The sequence below is a fragment of the Mycobacterium sp. NPDC050551 genome (genome assembly GCF_040674075.1).
Taxonomy (GTDB): domain Bacteria; phylum Actinomycetota; class Actinomycetes; order Mycobacteriales; family Mycobacteriaceae; genus Mycobacterium.
On record NZ_JBFARC010000006.1, the window covers coordinates 419,433 to 438,333 of the forward strand.

At 69.9% G+C, this 18,901-nt stretch carries 21 protein-coding genes; 8 read left to right on the plus strand and 13 right to left on the minus strand.

Going from position 1 to position 18,901, the window contains the following annotated elements:
* Window positions 1–3: 3 nt before the first annotated feature.
* Both AB0K11_RS24215 and AB0K11_RS24220 read right to left on the minus strand, forming a co-directional pair.
* Window positions 4–1,308, minus strand: a complete 1,305-nt coding sequence (locus AB0K11_RS24215) for a class I SAM-dependent methyltransferase (protein ID WP_364983006.1) — start codon at window positions 1,306–1,308, stop codon at window positions 4–6.
* Window positions 1,305–2,684 carry an FAD-binding oxidoreductase gene (locus AB0K11_RS24220; RefSeq protein ID WP_364983009.1) on the minus strand — a complete coding sequence of 460 codons (1,380 nt, stop codon included), beginning with the start codon at window positions 2,682–2,684 and terminating at the stop codon, window positions 1,305–1,307. Before AB0K11_RS24220 ends, AB0K11_RS24215 begins: the two co-directional genes overlap by 4 nt.
* Before the next feature lie 90 nt (window positions 2,685–2,774).
* Here AB0K11_RS24220 and AB0K11_RS24225 point away from each other — a divergent pair, with 90 nt between their 5' ends.
* Window positions 2,775–3,218 carry an SRPBCC family protein gene (locus tag AB0K11_RS24225; RefSeq protein ID WP_364983012.1) on the plus strand — a complete coding sequence of 148 codons (444 nt, stop codon included), beginning with the start codon at window positions 2,775–2,777 and terminating at the stop codon, window positions 3,216–3,218.
* 6 nt (window positions 3,219–3,224) lie between these two features.
* Here the strand turns inward: AB0K11_RS24225 and AB0K11_RS24230 are convergent, their stop codons facing one another.
* Complete coding sequence (locus AB0K11_RS24230) at window positions 3,225–4,019, minus strand: Rv3717 family N-acetylmuramoyl-L-alanine amidase (protein ID WP_364983015.1); 795 nt, start codon at window positions 4,017–4,019, stop codon at window positions 3,225–3,227.
* 106 nt (window positions 4,020–4,125) lie between these two features.
* Between AB0K11_RS24230 and AB0K11_RS24235 the strand changes: the two genes are divergently transcribed.
* Both AB0K11_RS24235 and recR read left to right on the plus strand, forming a co-directional pair.
* Complete coding sequence (locus AB0K11_RS24235) at window positions 4,126–4,458, plus strand: YbaB/EbfC family nucleoid-associated protein (RefSeq protein ID WP_364983018.1); 333 nt, start codon at window positions 4,126–4,128, stop codon at window positions 4,456–4,458.
* A 1-nt stretch (window position 4,459) separates the two neighbouring features.
* Window positions 4,460–5,071: a recombination mediator RecR gene (recR, locus tag AB0K11_RS24240; RefSeq protein ID WP_264011008.1), complete on the plus strand. Its 612-nt coding sequence runs from the start codon at window positions 4,460–4,462 to the stop codon at window positions 5,069–5,071.
* A gap of 4 nt (window positions 5,072–5,075) precedes the next feature.
* Here recR and AB0K11_RS24245 read toward each other — a convergent pair whose 3' ends face one another.
* Entirely contained in the window at window positions 5,076–5,618 is a 543-nt protein-coding gene (locus AB0K11_RS24245) for a hypothetical protein (RefSeq protein WP_364983023.1), read from the minus strand.
* A gap of 84 nt (window positions 5,619–5,702) precedes the next feature.
* On the opposite strand from AB0K11_RS24245, the gene AB0K11_RS24250 reads away from it, so the two are divergent.
* Complete coding sequence (locus AB0K11_RS24250) at window positions 5,703–6,527, plus strand: hypothetical protein (RefSeq protein WP_364983026.1); 825 nt, start codon at window positions 5,703–5,705, stop codon at window positions 6,525–6,527.
* Here AB0K11_RS24250 and AB0K11_RS24255 read toward each other — a convergent pair.
* Together AB0K11_RS24255 and AB0K11_RS24260 are read right to left on the minus strand one after the other, a co-directional pair.
* Window positions 6,524–7,240 (minus strand): glutamine amidotransferase, encoded by a 717-nt coding sequence (locus AB0K11_RS24255; RefSeq protein WP_364983029.1) that lies wholly within the window; start codon window positions 7,238–7,240, stop codon window positions 6,524–6,526. The two genes, AB0K11_RS24250 and AB0K11_RS24255, sit on opposite strands and share 4 nt — an antisense overlap.
* Window positions 7,233–8,477 (minus strand): Mur ligase family protein, encoded by a 1,245-nt coding sequence (locus AB0K11_RS24260; protein ID WP_364983032.1) that lies wholly within the window; start codon window positions 8,475–8,477, stop codon window positions 7,233–7,235. Before AB0K11_RS24260 ends, AB0K11_RS24255 begins: the two co-directional genes overlap by 8 nt.
* Window positions 8,478–8,560: 83 nt before the next feature.
* On the opposite strand from AB0K11_RS24260, the gene AB0K11_RS24265 reads away from it, so the two are divergent.
* On the plus strand, window positions 8,561–9,571 hold the full coding sequence (locus AB0K11_RS24265; RefSeq protein ID WP_364983035.1) for a DEDDh family exonuclease: 1,011 nt from the start codon (window positions 8,561–8,563) through the stop codon (window positions 9,569–9,571).
* Here AB0K11_RS24265 and AB0K11_RS24270 read toward each other — a convergent pair whose 3' ends face one another.
* Window positions 9,572–10,426 carry an AraC family transcriptional regulator gene (locus tag AB0K11_RS24270; protein WP_364983038.1) on the minus strand — a complete coding sequence of 285 codons (855 nt, stop codon included), beginning with the start codon at window positions 10,424–10,426 and terminating at the stop codon, window positions 9,572–9,574.
* Window positions 10,427–10,499: 73 nt separating this feature from the next.
* Between AB0K11_RS24270 and AB0K11_RS24275 the strand changes: the two genes are divergently transcribed.
* The 3 genes from AB0K11_RS24275 to AB0K11_RS24285 are packed head-to-tail and all read left to right on the plus strand — an operon-like array spanning window position 10,500 to window position 12,170.
* Entirely contained in the window at window positions 10,500–11,108 is a 609-nt protein-coding gene (locus tag AB0K11_RS24275) for a class I SAM-dependent methyltransferase (RefSeq protein WP_364983041.1), read from the plus strand.
* A 40-nt stretch (window positions 11,109–11,148) separates the two neighbouring features.
* A complete protein-coding gene (locus AB0K11_RS24280) occupies window positions 11,149–11,595 on the plus strand; it encodes a hypothetical protein (RefSeq protein ID WP_364983044.1) in 447 nt (148 codons plus the stop codon).
* The gene (locus AB0K11_RS24285) at window positions 11,595–12,170 is read left to right on the plus strand and encodes a TetR family transcriptional regulator (RefSeq protein ID WP_364983048.1); all 576 of its coding nucleotides are present in this window, start codon (window positions 11,595–11,597) and stop codon (window positions 12,168–12,170) included. The genes AB0K11_RS24280 and AB0K11_RS24285 overlap by 1 nt, the downstream gene beginning before the upstream one ends.
* On the opposite strand, the gene leuA is transcribed toward AB0K11_RS24285, so the two are convergent.
* The 6 genes from leuA to AB0K11_RS24315 all read right to left on the minus strand — a co-directional run bounded on the left by leuA (window position 12,167) and on the right by AB0K11_RS24315 (window position 18,886).
* Window positions 12,167–13,969 carry a 2-isopropylmalate synthase gene (leuA, locus tag AB0K11_RS24290; protein WP_364983051.1) on the minus strand — a complete coding sequence of 601 codons (1,803 nt, stop codon included), beginning with the start codon at window positions 13,967–13,969 and terminating at the stop codon, window positions 12,167–12,169. The genes AB0K11_RS24285 and leuA overlap by 4 nt on opposite strands.
* A 173-nt stretch (window positions 13,970–14,142) precedes the next feature.
* A complete protein-coding gene (locus tag AB0K11_RS24295; RefSeq protein ID WP_264010998.1) occupies window positions 14,143–14,802 on the minus strand; it encodes an XRE family transcriptional regulator in 660 nt (219 codons plus the stop codon).
* Window positions 14,803–14,812: 10 nt separating this feature from the next.
* Window positions 14,813–16,009: an FAD-binding oxidoreductase gene (locus AB0K11_RS24300; protein ID WP_364983056.1), complete on the minus strand. Its 1,197-nt coding sequence runs from the start codon at window positions 16,007–16,009 to the stop codon at window positions 14,813–14,815.
* Window positions 16,006–17,325: an FMN-binding glutamate synthase family protein gene (locus AB0K11_RS24305; RefSeq protein ID WP_364983059.1), complete on the minus strand. Its 1,320-nt coding sequence runs from the start codon at window positions 17,323–17,325 to the stop codon at window positions 16,006–16,008. Before AB0K11_RS24305 ends, AB0K11_RS24300 begins: the two co-directional genes overlap by 4 nt.
* Window positions 17,326–17,327: 2 nt before the next feature.
* On the minus strand, window positions 17,328–18,014 hold the full coding sequence (locus AB0K11_RS24310) for a protein glxC (protein ID WP_364983062.1): 687 nt from the start codon (window positions 18,012–18,014) through the stop codon (window positions 17,328–17,330).
* A complete protein-coding gene (locus tag AB0K11_RS24315) occupies window positions 18,002–18,886 on the minus strand; it encodes a glutamine amidotransferase (protein WP_364983065.1) in 885 nt (294 codons plus the stop codon). Before AB0K11_RS24315 ends, AB0K11_RS24310 begins: the two co-directional genes overlap by 13 nt.
* Window positions 18,887–18,901: the final 15 nt, after the last annotated feature.

The window sequence follows — 18,901 nt, forward strand, 5'->3', positions numbered from 1 at the left end:
CCGCTACGCGCTCCACCACGGGCGCAGCGGCAGCCCGCCGTCGCCACCGGCGTTGTCGAGCTTCACCGCGAGCACCTGGTGCAGCTGAACGACATTGGTCTCGAAGCCCAGCCGTGAGCCGGCCATGTACAGCCCCCACACCTTGGCCGTCCCGAGTCCGACCTCCGCGACCGCCTCGTCCCAGTGCTCCACCAGGTTGCGGCACCAGTCGCGCAGGGTGAGCGCGTAGTGGTGGCGCAGGTTCTCCTCGTGCACCACCTCCAGCCCGACGTCCTGGGCCTCGGTGATGATCCGGCCCGAGCCGGTGAGCTCGCCGTCGGGGAACACGTAGCGGTCGATGAACCCGCCCGCGGTCGCGCCGCTGCGGTTGTCGGGCCGGGTGATGCAGTGGTTGAGCAGCAGGCCCCCGGTCCGCAACTTCGTCTGCAGGAAGCGGAAGTATGCCGGGTAGTTCTGCACCCCGATGTGCTCGGTCAGCCCGATCGACGACACCGCGTCGAAGCCGCTCTCCCGGACGTCGCGGTAGTCCCCGTGCCGGACCTCGGCCAGGTCGGTCAGGCCCTCTTCGGCGATCGCCTTCTGCGCCCAGGTGGCCTGTTCCTTGGACAGCGTCACCCCGATGGTCTTCACGCCGTGCCGGGCCGCGTAGCGCACCATGCCGCCCCAGCCGCAGCCGACGTCGAGCAGCCGGTCGCCCTCGCGCAGCCCCAGCTTCTCGAACACCAGCCGGTACTTGTTGTCCTGTGCCTCCTCCAGCGACGTGTCGGCGTCGGTGTAGCAGGCGCACGTGTAGGTCATCGACGGCCCGAGCACCCACTCGTAGAAGGTGTTGGAGACGTCGTAGTGGTGGTGGATGGCCTCGGCGTCGCGGTGCTTGCTGTGCCGCAGCCCCTCCGCGATCCGCCGCCAGCGCGGCAGCGCCTCCTGCGGCGGCGGGGAGATCGGCTTGAGGTGTTCGATGCCGATCGAGCGGACGATCTGGGCCAGCACCCGCGCGGGGGGCCGCTTGAAGTCCATCTTCTCGGCCAGCGCCTTGAGCAGGTCGTACGGGTCACCCGGATGCACACCGAGCATGTCGAGGTCGCCGGCGATGTAGGCGCGGGCGAGGCCCAGATCTCCCGGCGCCGTCGCCAGGTACGTCGTGCCGCGCGGTGTTTTGAGATCCAGCCCGAGCGCGGCGTCCGACGGTCCGGCCACACTGCCGTCGTAGGCGCTGAACTTCAGCGGCAGGTGTCCCGCCGCGAAGATCTCCAGCACCTCGGCCAGCGTGAGCTTCCGCTCGGGTGCCTGATTCTTGAATGTGGTCATCGTCTTTCCACCGCCTTCGCATACAGATCCAGTAGACGTGAATCCGGGTCGTAGGTCTTCTTGACCGTTTTGTACGTTTCGCCGCCGTAGAGGTCGTCGAACTCCTCAGGCGTGTAATAGGCGTCGGAGTACAGGGACTTGTGCCCGTCGAGTTCGCTCACTTTCCGTTCGATGAGTCTGTTGGTGTACCCATCCTCGGGCCCGACGGGCACCGAGGACCAGAAACCGACATTTACGTAGGTGTGGTGCGCCTGGATCGGATAGAGCGGCCATCCTCCCTCGTCACGCAACCGCAGCGGGCACAGCCACAACGGCTCGATCGGGACGTTGTCGAGGAACCACCGCAGGAACTCGGCGGTGCGACCGATCGGCACCTCGATGTCCTGCACCACCCGCTCGCGGGGCGGCCTGCCGTTGCGCTTCTCGATGCGGTCGGCGATGTCGAAGCGCTGATCGTAGCCGATCAGCTTCCAGTAGAAGCTGCTGCGCCGGAACCGTCGCGGCCACAGCCTGCGGACACGCGGATTCTGCGCGCCGAATGCGCGCGAACACCAGAACCAGTCGGTGTCCCACCGCCACAGGTAGTCGTGAATGGTCAGCCGGTCGTGCTTCTCACCGGCCGGGTGCTGGATCGAGCGGTAGTAGATGTCCTGGCCGGTGTAGTCACTGACCGGTCCGGGGGTGCCGGTCCGCACGCCGACGCACAGATAACCCTCGTCGGCGCTGAACACCACGCCGTCGAGGTAGTCGACGGGGTCGCCGTCCAGGGCACCGGTCTCGACGATGCGGTCCATCGCGGCGACGAGGTCGTCGAGTGAGTCGAAGCGCAGATGGCGCAGTGCGACGAACGGCTTGACCGGTTCGAGCTCGATCTTCAGCCGGACCGTGTAACCCAGCGTGCCGTAGGAGTTGGGGAACGTCCGGAACAGGTCGCCGTGCTGATCGGGAGTCGCGGTCAGCACCTCGCCGGTGCCGGTCAGGATGTCCATCTCGAGCACCGACTCGTGCGGAAGGCCGTTGCGGAACGACGCCGACTCGATGCCGAGCCCCGTCACCGCGCCACCGAGGGTGATGGTCTTGAGTTGCGGCACCACCAGCGGCGACAGCCCGTACGGCAGCGTGGCGGCGACCAGGTTCTCGTACGTGCACATGCCTGCGACGTCCGCGGTGCGGCGGTCGGGGTCGACGGCGATGACACCGGTGAGGCCCGACGTGTCGAGGCCCTTGGCGGTGCTCTCGGCGCGCTTGCGGAAGAGGTTCGACGTGGGCTTGGCCAGCCGGACGGTGGCCGACGGCGGGATGGCTCGGTAACTGGCGAGAAGACGCTCTACACCGGCAGCGTGGGCGGCCTGTGCGTCGTTTGGGGCAACAGACACGCATATACGCTAGACCGCGGCCGCAGCCGATGCGACCGCGCCGGGCCGGGGCGACCCGCCGTTCTTTCACACGACGAGGAGATTTCACCGATGGGACAGGTCAGCGCGTCGAGCACGATCTTGATCAACGCCGACCAGGCGGCAGTGCTTCGTGCGGTCGCCGACTACCAGAACGTGCGCCCCAAAATCCTCTCCGACCACTACAGCGCCTACCGGGTGCTGGAGGGCGGGCAGGGCGCGGGCACCGTCGTGACCTGGAAGTTGCAGGCCACCAAGTCGCGGGTGCGCGAGGTCAAGGCCGCCGTCGACGTGGCCGGTCACACCGTCATCGAGAAGGACGCCAACTCGACGTTGGTGACCAACTGGACCGTCGCCCCCGCGGGCCCCGGATCGTCGGTCACGGTCAAGACCTCGTGGACCGGCGCAGGCGGTGTCAAGGGATTCTTCGAGAAGACGTTCGCACCGCTCGGGCTGAAGAAAATCCAGGCCGAGGTGCTGGAGAACCTGAAGAAGCAGGTCGAGACGGGCGTCTGAGCGCGCCTAGGCGACCCGCTGGGCGCCCAGGAAGCCGGCGACACCCCGCACCACGGCGTCGGCGTACTTCTGCCGGCCCTCCGGGCTCTTCATCAGCGCGGAGTCGGCCGGGTTCTTCATGTTGCCCAGCTCGACCAGGATGGACGGGTACTGCGCCAGGTTGAGCCCGGCGATGTCGGAGCGCGGGTTCAGTCCGCCGCTGCCGATGTAGGTGGACGGCGGAATGCCCGAACCGGCCAACTGGTCGCGCATCACCTGGGCGAACTGCACGGCCGGCCCGGACTGCGCCGCGTTAAGCGGCGGCGACGAGTACAGCACGTGGAAGCCGCGCCCGGTGGGCGGCCCGCCGTCGGCGTGGATCGACACGATCGCGTTCGGCTTGAGCGCGTTGGCCATCGCGGCGCGCTCGTCGACGCACGGGCCGAGGCCGGTGTCGTCGCCGCGTGACATCGCCGTCCGCACGCCCAGCGCGCTGAGCGCCTGGCGGACCCGCAGGGTGACCTCCCAGGTGAACGAGTGCTCGGCGTAGCCGTCTTCGGTCGACGTGCCGCTGGCCTGGCAGTCCTTGGTGCCGCCGCGTCCGGTCGGGACCTGACGGCTGATCGAGCCGTCGTTGGAGCCGTTGTGGCCGGGATCGAGGAAGACGATCATGCCGGCGATGTTGGCGGGCACGGCGGAGGCTGGTGCGGCGAGGACGGACGCGGCGATCAGCAGGGTGACGGCGAGGGCGGCGCCCGATCTCGGGCCCGTCCGAAGGCCGACACGCAGGGTGGCAGGCACGGGCGCCACCGTAGCCGCCATGCCGACTAGGCTTGAAGTCCAAACCGCCTCTTCCGGGCGAGAGCAACCAAGTCGAGACCTGCCCGCGATCAAGCCGACGCACCCGACTCAGAAGAGGGGACCAGAGATGCAACCCGGTGGCCAGCCCGACATGTCGGCGCTACTCGCGCAGGCGCAGCAGGTTCAGCAGCAGCTGATGGAGGCCCAGGAGGCGCTGGCCAACGCCGAGGTGCAGGGCCAGGCCGGCGGCGGCCTCGTGCAGGTCACCATGAAGGGCAGCGGCGAGGTGATCTCGGTCGCGATCGACCCCAAGGTCGTCGATCCCGACGATGTCGAGACGCTGCAAGACCTTGTCGTGGGTGCCATCGGCGACGCCGCCAAGCAGGTCACCATCCTTGCCCACGACCGGCTCGGGCCGCTCGCGGGCGGGATGGGCAACCTGGGGATCCCGGGGCTCTAGCTTGTTTGAGGGCCCGGTCCAGGATCTGATCGACGAGCTGGGCAAGCTGCCCGGTATCGGGCCGAAGAGTGCGCAGCGGATCGCCTTCCACCTGCTGTCGGTCGAACCGCCGGACATCGACCGGCTGACCGCGGTGCTGAACCGGGTGCGCGACGGCGTGAAGTTCTGCGCGGTGTGCGGCAACGTCTCCGACGACGACCGGTGCCGCATCTGCAACGACCCGCGCCGCGACGCGTCGCTGGTGTGCGTCGTCGAGGAACCCAAGGACGTCCAGGCCGTCGAACGCACCCGTGAGTTCCGCGGCCGCTATCACGTGCTGGGCGGCGCGCTCGACCCACTGTCGGGCGTCGGGCCCGAGCAACTGCGGATCCGCGAACTGCTCAACCGCATCGGCGAGCGGGTCGACGGCGTCGACGTCGCCGAGGTGATCATCGCCACCGACCCGAACACCGAGGGCGAGGCGACCGCCACCTACCTGGTGCGGATGCTGCGGGACATCCCCGGGCTGACGGTCACCCGCATCGCGTCCGGGCTGCCGATGGGCGGCGACCTCGAGTTCGCCGACGAGCTGACCCTGGGCCGGGCGCTGACCGGCCGCCGCGCGATGGCCTGACTTGTCAGCGGGGCTCGATTGGTCGTCCGGCGGCTCGGTCACCCGTCCTCCACCGACGCAGGATTTCCTGGAGGGGGACACCGCCTGTGTCGAATTGACCGAATTGGATGTAGGTGGGAGCGGCTTTCTGGCCGAGCTTCTCCAGCCTGGCGCTGCGCCTGACGGCCGGATGCTGCTCTACACCCGGTGCCCAGACCACCTTCACGTAATCGGTTGGGCTGTCACCGCCGGTACGTGCAGTGTGAAAATCCTCGACGTCGGTCCACGAGAACGAGTGCTTGTAGACGTCGAATCCCTGGTCCGTCAGGCGCAGCCGTCCCGGCGATCGGATGGTGCGCACGGACTGGACGAAGAAGAAGCAGAAGGGCGCCATCCCCAGCACGCCGATGATCGCGAAGGTGTACCCGTCGTCGACGTTCCCGGGGGCGCCGGCCGCGATGACGAACCCCGCGACGACCATCGCCGAACCCGCGAGGATGAAGGGAGTCGTAGCGACGACGCCCACGATCCCGTTGGCCCGCTTGACGTAGAACACCAGCTCGTCCATGCCACCCCCGACAGCACAATGCGGCGATCGTATAACCGATCGCCACGGCCTGACTTGTCGGTGCCTCCGGGCACCATGGGCGCCATGACGGAGATCTTTCTCGGCGGCGAGGCGCTGGCCGCCGGCCACGCCACCCGGCAGTCGCTGCGCACCCGCTATCGCGCCGTCCACCGCGGCGTGTACGTGTCGCGGGACGCGACGCTGACGCTGCGTGACCGTGCGGTCGCGGCCTGGCTGGCCTCCCGTCGCAAAGGCGTGGTGGCGGGCACGGCCGCCGCCGCGTTGCACGGCGCCGCATGGCTGGACGCCGACGCGCCGATCGAACTGCTCGGCGCGACGTGTCAGGCGCAGCCGGGGCTGGTGCCGCTCGCCGAGCGCTACGCCGACGACGAGGTGACCATGATCGCCGGGTTACCGGTCACCACCCGGGTGCGCACGGCGTTCGACATCGGGCGGCACATCGACCGCCGTGAGGCGCTCGCCCGGCTCGATGCGCTGATGTGGAGCGAGCCGTATCCCGTCGCGGAGGTCGACGCGCTGGCCGGCCGGTACCCCCGGGCGCAGGGGGTGCGGCGGCTGCGCGCACTGCTCCCGCTCGTCGACGGTGGCGCGGCGACGCCGCGCGAGAGCAGGGTCCGGCTGTGGCTGATCGACGCGGGCTTCCCCCCGCCGGAGACGCAGATCGCCGTGGTGGAGAACGGCGAACCGATGGCGTTCCTCGACATGGGCTGGCCCGAGTGCAAGGTCGCGGTGGACTGCGGCGCCGACGTCGCGACGCTGCGGATGCTGCACGCGCTGGGCTGGGCCGTGGTGCCGGTCGCGAACGAGAACAGGCCGGTCGACTGGTTGGCGGCCGTCGAGGATGCGCTGGCGCGGCGCGGCTTCTTCGTCGAGACCCACGCGGCCTAGGCGCGTCGCGGCGCGGCCAGCCGTTCGCGTCGCAACTGTTCGACCTCGTCGAGCGGCAGCGGTGGCAGGTCACCGACCACGCGGGACAGCAACAGGTCGGCGAGTTCGGGATTGCGCGCCAGGCAGGGCCCGTGCAGGTAGGTGGCGACCACGCTGCCCTGCACCGCCCCGTCGAAGCCGTCGCCGTCGCGATTGCCCGCACCCTTCTCGACGCGGGCCAGCGGCTGCGCCTCGGCGCCGAGAACCGTTCCGCCGCGGTGGTTCTCGAATCCCGTCAACCGCTGGGACAAGCCGGTCAGCAGCGGCTGGGACACCACCTCGCCGATCGTGCGGGCCTGCTGCGGCGAGGTGGTGACGTCGAGCATGCCGACGCCGTCCACCCGCTCGCCCGACGAGGTCTCGTACCAGTGGCCGAGCACCTGGATGGCCGCGCAGATCGCCAGCACCGGCGCCCCGCGTGCCGCCGCCTGCTGCAGGCCGGGATGGCGGATCAGGTGCCGGGTGGCCAACCGCTGCGCGTAGTCCTCGGCGCCGCCGAGCGTGTAGAGGTCCAGCTGTGCGGGCACCGGGTCGGCCAGGGTGACCTCGACGACCTCTGCCTCGATACCCCTGCGCCGCAGGCGTTCCCGCAGCACCACGGCGTTGCCGCCGTCGCCGTAGGTGCCCATCACGTCGGGCAGCACCAGCCCGATCCGCACGGTCGACTCAGGCACGGGCATCCTCGGGCAGGCGCGCCAGCACGCGGTTGAGTTGCAGGAACGCCGTGTAGTTCGCGATCACCTCGACGTGCCCCGGCGGGCACGAGGCGATCGCCTTGACGGTGTCGTGCACCAGTGTGTGTCCGACGCCCGCATAGCCCAGCCGCACCGCCAGGTCGGTGCCGCGTTCACCGGCGGCGACCACCTGGGTGTCGTCGAAGTGTTCGAAGCGCACGTCCCACAGCCACGACAGGTCCTCGCCGTCGGGCACCTGGCCGTTGACCGAGATCACCACGCCCGCACCGTGTTTGTCGACCATCGACAGCGCCTCCTGCCAACCGGCCGGGTTCTTGGCCAGCAGCACGCGTGCGGTGTGCTCGCCCAGGCGCACCGTGCGATAGCGGCCCGCCACCTCGTCGACCTGCGACGCCGCCGCCACCGCCGCCGCAGGATCGGCGCCCAGTGCGACCGTCGCAGCTACCGCGTGGACGGCGTTGCCGCGGTTGACCATTCCCGGCAGGGCCAGCGACATCGGCAGCGTGAGCCCGTCGGGGCCGTGGATGTGGGTGTCGTCGAACCACCACTGCGGCTCCGGGCGCTTGAAATCAGCGCCGGTCGAGTACCAGTGGGCGCCGTCGCGGACGATGACCTCGCCGGAGCGCGGGCACGACACCGAGTCGTTCGTCCAGCTGCCGCCCGCGGCCACCCACACCACGTTCGGGCAGTCGTAGGCCGCCGAGGTCATCAGCACGTCGTCGCAGTTGGCCACCACCACGGTCGACGGGTGCCGGGCCAGCCCCGCGCGCAGCGTCCGCTCGATGTGGTTGATCTCGCCGACCCGGTCCAGCTGGTCGCGCGACAGGTTCAGCAGCACGATCACCGCCGGATCCACCGCGTCGGCCACGTGCGGCACGTGCATCTCGTCGACCTCGAGCGCGGCAAGCGTGGCGTCCCGGGTCGCAGCCAGCGCCGCCACCAGTCCGGCGTCCATGTTGGCGCCCTCGGCGTTGGTCGCCACCGGGCCGAGCGTGCCGAGGGCGGCGGCGGTCATCCGGGTGGTGGTCGACTTGCCGTTGGTGCCGGTGATGACGACGCTGCGCCTGGCCTGCCCGAGCTGGCGCAGGATCGAGCGGTCCAGCGTCATCGCGACCAGGCCGCCGATCATCGCCCCCGCGCCGCGACCGGTGACCCGCGACGCCCAGCGCGCCGCCGATCCCGCGCCGAGCGCCATCCGTCCGCGAGTGGTGACCATCCCCGGCATTTTAGGTGTCCGACACGCTGAGCCGCCGGGCGAGGGATGTCCGACCCCCATGCCATCCTGACCAGGTGAGTCAAATGCCTGCCGAATGTCGCCGGCCGGGCGGCTCCTGGGGCCGGCCCGCGGTGGACGACGGATCGGGCTGGGCCGTCGTCGACGTGGAGACCTCGGGATTCCAGCCTGGGCAGGCCCGCATCGTCAGCATCGCCGCCCTCGCGGTCGGGGACGACGGCAACGTCGAGCGCAGCGTCGCGACGCTGCTGAACCCGGGCGTCGACCCCGGCCCCACGCACGTGCACGGTCTCACCGCCGAGATGCTCGAGGGGCAGCCCCGCTTCGGTGACGTGGTCGACGACGTGCGCGCCGTCCTCGCGGGCCGCACGCTGGTCGCGCACAACGTCGCCTTCGACTATTCGTTCCTGTCCGCGGAGGCCGAACTCGTCGGCGCCGAGCTGCCGGTGGACACCGTGATGTGCACCGTCGAGCTGGCCCGCCGGCTCGAACTCGGCACCGAGAACCTGCGCCTGGAGACGCTGGCCGCGCACTGGGGTGTGCCGCAGCTGAGGCCGCATGACGCCCTCGACGACGCGCAGGTGCTGGCTCAGATCCTCAAGCCGACCCTGGCGCGGGCCCGCGAGCGGCGGGCATGGCTGCCGGTGCGCCCGGCCACCCGGCGGCGCTGGCCCAACGGCCAGGTCACCCACGACGAGCTGCGGCCGCTGAAGATGCTCGCGTCGCGGCTGCCGTGCCCGTACGCCAACCCGGGCCGATTCGTCGCCGGCCGGCCGCTGGTGCAGGGCATGCGGGTCGGACTGTCGGCCGAGGTGAAGCGCACCCACGAGGAACTGATCGAACGGATCGTGCACGCCGGCCTGTCCTATTCCGAGGCCGTCGACCTGGAGACCTCCCTGGTGATCTGCAACGAGGCCGAACCCGAACAGGGCAAGGGTTACCACGCCCGCGACCTCGGTGTCCCACTCGTCACCGACACCGAGTTCATGCGCTGCCTCGACGCGGTGGTCGGTGGCACCGGCATCGAGGAGTTCGCCGCCGCCACGCCGACCGGCGAGCAGTTCGCCCTGTTCTGATCACGCCGCGGCGTTGCGGCTGCGCCATTCCCGTGGCGAGGTCCCGTGCACCCGGCGGAACGCCCTGCTGAAATAGGCCGCGTCCGCCATCCCGACCCTGCGGCCGACCTCCTGCACCGGCAGCTCCGTGCTCGCGAGCAGCGTGCGCGCCTCGGTCATCCGGCGGTCGAGAATCCAGTCCTGCACCGTGCGCCCGGTGCGGCGGCGCACGACCGTGGTGAGGTGGCCGGCGGTCAGGTTCACCTCGCGCGCCACGTCACGCAGCGACAGCGGCTCGCCGATGTGCCGCTCGATCACCGCGAACACGTCGGCCAGCAGTGGCTCGCCGCTGCGCCGCAGGTCGCCGACCACGTCGTCGGCCAGGCGGGCGACGTCGATCAGCAGCAGGGTCAACTCGGCCAGCGCCGCCTGCCGGTATCCGGGCTGCCGGACGTCCAGCTCGGATTCGATCGATGCGATGGCGGCGTCCCAGCGCGGCCTGCGAGCGGCGGGGACGTGCAACCGCATGATGCCGCCGCGCTGGCCGTGCAGGAAGGGGAACAGCAGCGGATGTGACCGCCAGGTCGGCCAGGGCGAGCCGGCGTCCTCACCGAGCGCCGATGCGTCGAAGAATATGCCGACGCCGTCGCCGTCGCGGTGCACCTGCAGCGGATCGATGGCGGCGCCGGCCGCCACGACGTAGAGGGCGCCGGTGGCAGAGACGTACCAGAGCACCGGGAAGTCGTGGATGTGCCTGCCGCGTTCGACGATGTCGTCGTCGGTGATGCGGACCACCGACAGCGGCGGAGTGCTGTCGGCCGCCGCGTAGGCGTACACGGGCACGCCGTCACGGTGACGAATCAGGCGCGACGGCATGAAGACGAAGATAATCCAAGTTTCGGCAATGATCGAGCAACACCGCTGAGCGCGCGTAGATCACGATGGTCACATGACGAAAGATCGGTCAATCGACTACCTGCCGGCCGCCGGACGCGACGCATTCCTCCCAGGGTACGACCTGCTCACCCGGGTGCTCGGCATGCGGCCGGCCTACCGCGCGCTGATCGAGCAGGCCGGGCTCGCCAACGGCCAGCAGGTCCTCGAGATCGGCTGTGGCACCGGCAACGTGACCGTCAGCGCGAAGCGCTCACATCCCGGCGCGCAGTTCACCGGATCGGATCCCGACCCCCGTGCCCTGGAGCGGGCCCGACGAAAGATCAAGAGCCTGACCGGAATTCGCTTCGAACGGGCGTACGCGCAGCGGCTGCCGTACCCCGACGGCAGCTTCGACCGGGTGCTGTCGTCGATGATGCTGCACCATCTCGACGAGGGCACCAAGGTGCAGGCTGCCGCCGAGGCGTTCCGCGTGCTGCGGCCCGGCGGCAGCCTCCACGTCGTCGACATCGACGGCCACACCCACGGCCACGCGCACGGCCACGGCGAGACCATCGCCGACCTGCTGAGCGCAGCCGGCTTCGACGTCGATGAAGTGGGGACCCATCGGCTCCGATTGTTCGGGCAGGTGACCCGGTATCGCGCCACCCGTCCCCAGGTCTGACCCGCTTGCAGCACTACATGTGTAGTGGTAGCCTCACGGCATGACCACTACACATGTAGTACACGGACCGACGCTTCTCGACGCCTTCCGCAGGCACGGCTACTTCTACCGGGAGGCGGCGATGCTGACCATCGGGATGGGCGTCGTACTGCACCTGTTCCGGGTGGTGTTCGGCGACGAGCCGACGCTGCAGTACGTCCTGACCAGAACGACCGACATGGCGCTGCTCATCCCGATGACCTGCGCCGCGGTGACGGGCATCCTGGTGTGGCGCCGGGTCGATTTCGCCAACCGGGCGCACAAAGTGTTCTTCACCTGGGCGCTGGTCTATATCGTGCTGAGCGTGCCGCTGCACGTCTACGTCGGTGCCGTCAGGAACGACGTCGGCTTCTACCTGGCGTTCTTCCCGGTGTGGTTCAGCTACCTGCTGTTCCCCTTCTACGCCGCGATGCTGACCATGTTCTGGCGTCTGCGCGTCAGGAACTGATGCCCGCCAACCCCGAGCGAAGGACTCAGATCCTCGACGCCGCGATCGCCATCCTGGCCGACACGGGCGTCGGGGGTCTGACGCATCGGCAGGTCGACTCCCGCAGCGGCGTCCCGGCGGGCACCACCTCGAACTACTTCCGGACCAGGCTGGCACTGCTCGAGGCGGTGACGGCGCACGTGGCCGACGCGCACTGGCAGCGGGTGGCCATGCTGCAGGCGCTGGTCGGCCGGCAGGAGAGTCCCGGCGGCGTCCCGGCACTGCTCACCCGGATGGTCACCGACCCCGACGAGCACGCCCGGCGGGTGAACGTCGCCCGGTTCGAGCTGTTCCTCGAGGGCACCCGTCGCCCGGAACTGCAGCGGGCGCTCGCCGACATCCAGGCCGCCGCGCTGCAATCCGCGGGCCTCATCCTCGAGGCGGCGGGACAGCATCCGTCCGCCGAACAGGTGGGAGAACTGGCGCGTCTGCTCAACGGCCTCGCGTTCAGCCACACGACCTTCACCGCCGAGCAGCCCGGCGCCCAGGATCCGGGCGGACTGATCGACCGGATCCTGCGCGCGGTCCTCGGCTAGCGTGCCGCCCGGTTGACGGCCGACACCACGGCGCGCAGCGACGCGGTGGTGATCGAGGTCGCGATCCCGACGCCCCACACGGTCCTGCCGCCCACCGACGCCTCGACGTATGCGGCGGCCTGGGCCTCCTCGCCCGCCGACAGGGCGTGCTCGGAGTAGTCCAGCACGGACACGTCGAAGCCGATGGCGCCCAGCGCGTCGACGAACGCGGCGAGCGGACCGTTGCCCGCGCCGACGATCTCGCGCTCCTCGCCGTCGACCTTCACCACCGCGACGATGGTGTCGGTGCCGCCGTCGACCTCGGACGCGTCCACCCGCTGGCGGATGCGCTCCAGCGGCCGGATCGGTGCCAGGTACTCCTCGGAGAAGACGTCCCACATGTCCTTGGGCGACACCTCGCCGCCCTCGCCGTCGGTGATCTTCTGGATCGCCTGGCTGAACTCGATCTGCAGCCGGCGCGGCAGCACCAGGCCGCGGTCGGCCTTCATGATGTAGGCGACGCCGCCCTTGCCGGACTGCGAGTTCACCCGGATCACGGCCTCGTAGGTGCGGCCGACGTCCTTGGGGTCGATCGGCAGATACGGCACCTGCCAGAGGATGTCGTCGACGTCGGCGTCCTGCTCGTCCGCCGAGACCTTCATCGCGTCCAGGCCCTTGTTGATCGCGTCCTGATGGCTGCCGGAGAACGCGGTGTAGACCAGATCGCCGCCGTAGGGGTGGCGTTCGTGGACCGGCAGCTGGTTGCAGTACTCGACGGTGCGCCGGACCTCGTCGATGTTGGAGAAGTCGATCTGCGGGTCGACACCGCGACTGAACAGGTTGAGCCCCAGCGTCACCAGGCACACGTTGCCGGTCCGCTCACCGTTGCCGAACAGGCAGCCCTCGATGCGGTCGGCGCCGGCCTGATAGCCCAGTTCGGCTGCGGCGACGGCTGTTCCGCGGTCGTTGTGCGGGTGCAGGCTCAGGATGATCGAGTCGCGGCGGGCCAGGTTGCGGCTCATCCACTCGATCGAATCGGCGTACACGTTGGGGGTGGCCATCTCGACGGTGGCGGGCAGGTTGACGATCAGCGGCGCCTCGGGCGTGGGCGCGATGATGTCGGCGACGGCGTCACACACGTCCTTGGCGTACTCGAGTTCGGTGCCGGTGTAGGACTCCGGGCTGTACTCGAACCGCCACTGCGTGCCGGGGTACTTCGCGGCCTCCTCGACGCACATCCGCGCGCCGTCAGTGGCGATCTTCTTGACGGCTTCGCGGTCGGCCCGGAACACCACGCGGCGCTGCAGGATCGACGTCGAGTTGTAGAAGTGCACGATCGCCCGCGGTGCGCCTGCGCAGGCCTCGAACGTGCGCGCGATCAGCTCGGGCCTGCACTGCGTCAGCACCTGGATGGTGACGTCGTCGGGCACCGCGCCCTGCTCGATGATCTCGCGGACGAAGTCGAAGTCGGTCTGGCTGGCCGACGGGAAGCCGACCTCGATCTCCTTGTAGCCCATCCGCACCAGCAGCTCGAACATGCGGCGTTTGCGGGCCGGGCTCATCGGGTCGATCAGCGCCTGATTGCCGTCGCGCAGGTCGACCGCGCACCACATGGGTGCGGTGGTGACGACCTTGTCGGGCCAGGTGCGGTCGGGCACCGTGACGGGTTCCACCTCGTCGGCGAAGCTGCGGTACCGGGTGACCGGCATCGATGACCCGCGCTGGGTGTTCCAGGCGGGTTGGCCGGGATGTGGCTCACCGGCGGGGGTGCGGATGGTGCGTACCGAGGCGAATGCGTCGGCGGAATCTGGGGTGGTCATGTGATCGGCTCCGGGAGTGTGAAAGGGGACTCGACCGGCGCATCGCGAAACACCCGCGACAGGAAGCCGGTCTGGTCAGACCCCGTCGCGGCGTCCGAGAAGGAGCACCCGCTGCACGGAGGCCACATTACTCCCGCGGTGCCGGACGGCCAAACATCGCCCTTCCCGCAGGGCTACACCTGAGAGTCGGGGAACGCGATGACCGACAGGAAGCGGATCGGCAGCTCGACCAGGTCGACGGGGCCGTGCGCCCCCTCGCCGTCGATCTGCAGCGAGTCTCCCGGCTGCATCCGGTACACCGACCTGCTGTGGCTGTAGTCCATGACGCCTTCGAGCATGTAGATGAACTCGGTGCCCGGATGCTGGAACAGCGGGTAGGTCCGGCTCTTCTCCGACAGCGTCACGTGCAGACATTCCAGCCGTTTGTGCTCACCGCGCAACGACCCGAGCAGCTCGTAGTCGTGGCCCTCCTTGGTGCCGTTGCGCACGATGTGCGCGCCGGTGCCCGCCCTGACGAAGGCCGCGGGCCGTTCCACGTCGGCGCCGCGGAACAGGCTGGTGACCGGCACGTCGAAGCCCTTGGCCAGCAGTGCCAGCGTCGACAGGCTGCAGGAGGTCTGGGCGTTCTCGATCTTGCTCAGCATCGCCTTGGAGATGCCGACCCGGGCCGCCATGTCGGCGACGGTGAGGCCGTGCTGCAACCGCAGCTGGCGCACATTGCGCCCGATCGCCGCCTCGAACTCGACCTCTTCGACCGAGTCCTGGGGGTTGCGGTCGCGCGCGGTGCCTGCCTTGTTCCGCAGCAGCGGAACGTCGTCGTCAGCGGGGCTCACGGGTTTCTGTCTAGCGCATCTCGCCGGCGCCGACGTACGGGTACGGCGTCTTGAGCAGGTCGCCCTCCTCGAACCGGGACAACCGGAAGTCCGACTCGGGGATACGCGCGTCGGCGCTGCGTCCGTCGATCACCAGGTCCGCGACCAGGCGGCCCACCGCCGGTGCGATCTTGAAGCCGTGCCCGCTGAAGCCCGCGGCGACGAACAGTCCGGGCACCCCGGTCGCGGAGATCACCGGGTTCCAGTCCGGCGTGACGTCGTAGCAGCCGGCATAGCTGCCGGTGATCGCCGCTGCGGTGAAGCCGGGAAAGCGGGTCCCGACCTTCTCGACCGTGACGTCGACGAAGTCGTCGGTGGCCCGGTTGAGATACCGGTCGGGATCGGCCTCCGCCACGTCCGCGAGGTCACTGTTGCCGAACAGCACGTCGCCACCGGTCTCGGGGCGGATGTACTGCAGCGACACCAGGTCGGAGAACACGGGCAGGCCTGCCGTCGGCACGCCCGGCGAGATCAGCACGATCTGCTCGCGCACCACGCGGATCGGCACGTCGATCCCGTACGGCGCCAGGAACGGGCGCGTCCACGCGCCGGTGGCGACCACCACCGACGGGGCGTGGATCTCGGTGCCGTCGGCGGTGCGGACGCCGGTGATCCGGTCGCCGTCGACGAGCAGGTCCACCACGGGTGTGCCCTGTCGGATCCGGACCCCGGCGGCACGCGCGGAGACGGCGAGCGCCTGCGCGGTCTGATAGGCGTCGCCGTACCCGCCGCGCGGCTCCCAGCCGAACGCGGCGAACGGCGTCAGGTCGGCGTACGGCCACATGCGGGCGACCTCGGCGGTGTCGATCTCTTCGGTCTGCACCCCGACGGCACGCTGGGCGGCCAGGCTGGCGCGCATCGCGTCGACGTTCTGTTCACCGACGCCGACGACGTAGCCGCTCTGCCGGAACCCGATGTCGCCCGCGTGGTCGCCGAGGAACTGCTGCGGCTTCTCGAACACCTCGAGTCCGACGGTGGCCATCGCGGCCAGCGAGCTGACGCCGTAGTGGCACCGCACGATGCCGCTGGACTTCCCGGTCATTCCCGAGCCGACGGTATTGCGTTCGGCGACAACGACATCGGTGACGCCGCGCTGCGCCAGCGCCCAGGCCGCGGCGGCGCCTTCGATGCCGCCGCCGACGATGACGACGTCAGCGGTGTCCGTCATGTGCCGGGAATCCAGCTGGTGCCGGCCAGCGGGACCCTCGCCATCGCTGCGGCCTCGATGGTGACGGCCACGAGATCCTCGGGTTCCAGGTGGCACACGTGAGCTTTGCCGCAGGCCCGCGCGATCGTCTGGGCCTCCATGGTCAGCACGCGCAGGTAGTTGGCCAATCGCCGGCCGCCCTCGACGGGATCGAACCGTGCCGCCAGCTCCGGGTCCTGCGTGCTGATGCCCGCCGGGTCGGTGCCGTCCTGGTAGTCGTCGAAGAAACCCGCTGCGCTGCCCAGCTTCTCGTATTCCGCGGCGTAGCGCGGATGGTTGTCCCCGAGCGCGATCAGGGCGGCGGTGCCGATCGCCACCGCGTCGGCGCCGAGCGCCAGTGCCTTCGCCACGTCGGCGCCGGTGCGGATGCCACCGGAGACGATGAGCTGCACCTTCCTGTGGACGCCCAACTCCTGCAACGCCTGCACGGCTTGCGGGAGCGCGGCCAGGGTCGGCACGCCGACGTGCTCGATGAACACCTCCTGGGTGGCGGCGGTGCCGCCCTGCATGCCGTCGACCACCACCACGTCGGCGCCGGCGTGCACCGCGAGCTTGACGTCGTAGTAGGTGCGGGTGGCGCCGACCTTGACGTAGATCGGCTTCTCCCAGTCGGTGAGCTCGCGCAGCTCGTTGATCTTGATGGTCAGGTCGTCGGGTCCGGTCCAGTCCGGGTGCCTGCATGCCGACCGCTGGTCGATGCCCTGCGGCAGCGTGCGCATGCCTGCGACGCGCTCGGAGATCTTCTGTCCCAGCAGCATTCCGCCACCGCCCGGTTTGGCGCCCTGGCCGAGCACCACCTCGATCGCGTCCGCGCGGCGCAGGTCGTCGGGGTTCATGCCGTAGCGAGACGGCAGGTACTGATACACCAGGTGCTTGCTCTGCCCGCGCTCCTCGGGCGTCATGCCGCCATCGCCGGTGGTCGTCGACGTCCCGGCCTCGCTGGCGCCGCGGCCCAGCGCCTCCTTGGCCGGACCCGAGAGTGCACCGAACGACATGCCGGCGATGGTCACCGGGATGCTGAGGTGCAGAGGGTGTTTGGCGTGCCGGTCGCCGAGCACGACATCGGTGTCGCATCGCTCGCGGTAGCCCTCGAGCGGGTAGCGCGACATCGACGCGCCGAGGAACAGCAGGTCGTCGAAGTGCGGGAGCGGGCGTTTGGCGCCCCAGCCGCGGATGTCGTAGACGCCGGTCTCGGCGGCCCGCTGGATCGCGGCGATGGTGGCGCGGTCGAAGGTGGCCGACTCGCGCAGGCCTCGCTGTGCCGGGTCAATGGTCATGTTCAGTAGCTCGCTGCGTTGTCGACGTGGAAGTGGTACAGGGTGCGGGCGGACCCGTAGCGGGTGTACGAGGAGGTGTCGTCGTCCTCGAATCCGGCCGCCTTCAGCAGCGCGCCGAGTTCCTCGTGGTGCTCGGCGCGCATCTCCTTGGCGACACAGTCCGCGCCCAGTGAGGCGACGTCGCCGCGGACGTAGAGGCGGGCCTCGTAGATGGAGTCGCCGAGTGCCTCGCCTGCGTTGCCGCGCACCACCAGTCGGCCGGCCTGGGCCATGAATGCGCTCATGTGGCCGATGTCGCCGCCCACCACGATGTTCACTCCCTTCATCGAGATACCGCACCGTGCAGCGGCATTGCCCTCGATGACGAGCAGTCCGCCGTGCGCGGTCGCGCCCGCCGACTGCGACGCGTCACCCTTGACCCACACGGTGCCGCTCATCATGTTCTCCGCGACGCCCGTGCCGGCGTTGCCGTCGATGACGACGTCGGCGCGCTGGTTCATCCCGGCCGCGTAGTAGCCGACGTGGCCGTTGACCGTCACGCGAACCGGCGAGTCGAGGCCGACGGCCACGTTGTGCGCGCCCGCCGGGTGGTCGATGACGAACTCGCCGGCCAGACCGGGAGCGTGCAGGGCGGCGTTGACCTCCCGCAGCGGGGTCTCCCGCAGGTCCCAGTTCATCAGCGCTGCCATGCGTAGACGACCTCCGGTTCGGGCTCCCAGATCGCGGCATGCCCGACGCCGGGCAGGCCGGACAGCGCGCGGTACTCGCTGGCCATCGCGACCCAGTCGGAGGTCTCGGCGATGACGGCCGGTTTGCAGGCGATGGCGTCGCGCACCACGGCGAACGAGTCCGAGTTGGACACCAGAAGCGTGTAGAACCCGTCGAAGCGGGCGCACAGTTCCTTCAGGGCGGTCTCGATGTCGCGGCCCGCGGCCAGCTGCGCCGCCACGAACCGGGCGCCCACCTCGGTGTCGTTCTCGCTGTCGAATTCGATTCCGGCGGCACGGAGTTCGCGTCTGATGGTGGCGTGGTTGGCGAAGGAGCCGTTGTGCACCAGGCATTGGTCGGGGCCGACGGCGTAGGGGTGCGCACCCGACGGCGTGACGGCCGACTCGGTGGCCATCCTGGTGTGCCCGACGCCCTGCCAGCCCTGCGCCGCCGCCAGCCCCCACGACTCGGCGAGGGTGCGCGGGTGGCCGACGCCCTTGAGCACGGCGAGGTCGTCCCCGAAGCCCGCGACCAGTGCGTCGGGCAGTGCCGCCCGCACCGTGGTGAGCAGGGTGGTCGCGTCGGCCTCACCGGATACCAGATACGTGTCGTCGAGCACGGTGACCGTCACCTGGGGGCCCAGTGCCGAGCGCACGGAGTCGGCCGAGGCGTCGACGCCGAGCAGCGAGACGCACGACCGGCCGGGCGGCGTCCAGGTCGGGTCGCCGTACACCGCCACGCCGGCCGAATCGCTTCCGCGATCGGCCATCTCGCACAGCATCCCGGTGAGCAGTTCGCCCAACCGCGGGTACAGCGAAGGGTTGCGCAGATGCAACCCGACGATTCCGCACATCGCTGTCTCGTTCTC

What these genes read in the sequence shown, in the direction of transcription:
- AB0K11_RS24215 (WP_364983006.1), bottom strand. Translation starts at nt 1,308, where the DNA reads ATGACCACATTCAAGAATCAGGCACCCGAGCGGAAGCTCACGCTGGCC.
- AB0K11_RS24225 (WP_364983012.1), top strand. Translation starts at nt 2,775, where the DNA reads ATGGGACAGGTCAGCGCGTCGAGCACGATCTTGATCAACGCCGACCAG.
- AB0K11_RS24230 (WP_364983015.1), bottom strand. Translation starts at nt 4,019, where the DNA reads ATGGCGGCTACGGTGGCGCCCGTGCCTGCCACCCTGCGTGTCGGCCTT.
- AB0K11_RS24235 (WP_364983018.1), top strand. Translation starts at nt 4,126, where the DNA reads ATGCAACCCGGTGGCCAGCCCGACATGTCGGCGCTACTCGCGCAGGCG.
- AB0K11_RS24245 (WP_364983023.1), bottom strand. Translation starts at nt 5,618, where the DNA reads ATGGACGAGCTGGTGTTCTACGTCAAGCGGGCCAACGGGATCGTGGGC.
- AB0K11_RS24250 (WP_364983026.1), top strand. Translation starts at nt 5,703, where the DNA reads ATGACGGAGATCTTTCTCGGCGGCGAGGCGCTGGCCGCCGGCCACGCC.
- AB0K11_RS24260 (WP_364983032.1), bottom strand. Translation starts at nt 8,477, where the DNA reads ATGGTCACCACTCGCGGACGGATGGCGCTCGGCGCGGGATCGGCGGCG.
- AB0K11_RS24265 (WP_364983035.1), top strand. Translation starts at nt 8,561, where the DNA reads ATGCCTGCCGAATGTCGCCGGCCGGGCGGCTCCTGGGGCCGGCCCGCG.
- AB0K11_RS24270 (WP_364983038.1), bottom strand. Translation starts at nt 10,426, where the DNA reads ATGCCGTCGCGCCTGATTCGTCACCGTGACGGCGTGCCCGTGTACGCC.
- AB0K11_RS24275 (WP_364983041.1), top strand. Translation starts at nt 10,500, where the DNA reads ATGACGAAAGATCGGTCAATCGACTACCTGCCGGCCGCCGGACGCGAC.
- AB0K11_RS24280 (WP_364983044.1), top strand. Translation starts at nt 11,149, where the DNA reads ATGACCACTACACATGTAGTACACGGACCGACGCTTCTCGACGCCTTC.
- AB0K11_RS24285 (WP_364983048.1), top strand. Translation starts at nt 11,595, where the DNA reads ATGCCCGCCAACCCCGAGCGAAGGACTCAGATCCTCGACGCCGCGATC.
- leuA (WP_364983051.1), bottom strand. Translation starts at nt 13,969, where the DNA reads ATGACCACCCCAGATTCCGCCGACGCATTCGCCTCGGTACGCACCATC.
- AB0K11_RS24300 (WP_364983056.1), bottom strand. Translation starts at nt 16,009, where the DNA reads ATGACGGACACCGCTGACGTCGTCATCGTCGGCGGCGGCATCGAAGGC.
- AB0K11_RS24305 (WP_364983059.1), bottom strand. Translation starts at nt 17,325, where the DNA reads ATGACCATTGACCCGGCACAGCGAGGCCTGCGCGAGTCGGCCACCTTC.
- AB0K11_RS24310 (WP_364983062.1), bottom strand. Translation starts at nt 18,014, where the DNA reads ATGGCAGCGCTGATGAACTGGGACCTGCGGGAGACCCCGCTGCGGGAG.
- AB0K11_RS24315 (WP_364983065.1), bottom strand. Translation starts at nt 18,886, where the DNA reads ATGTGCGGAATCGTCGGGTTGCATCTGCGCAACCCTTCGCTGTACCCG.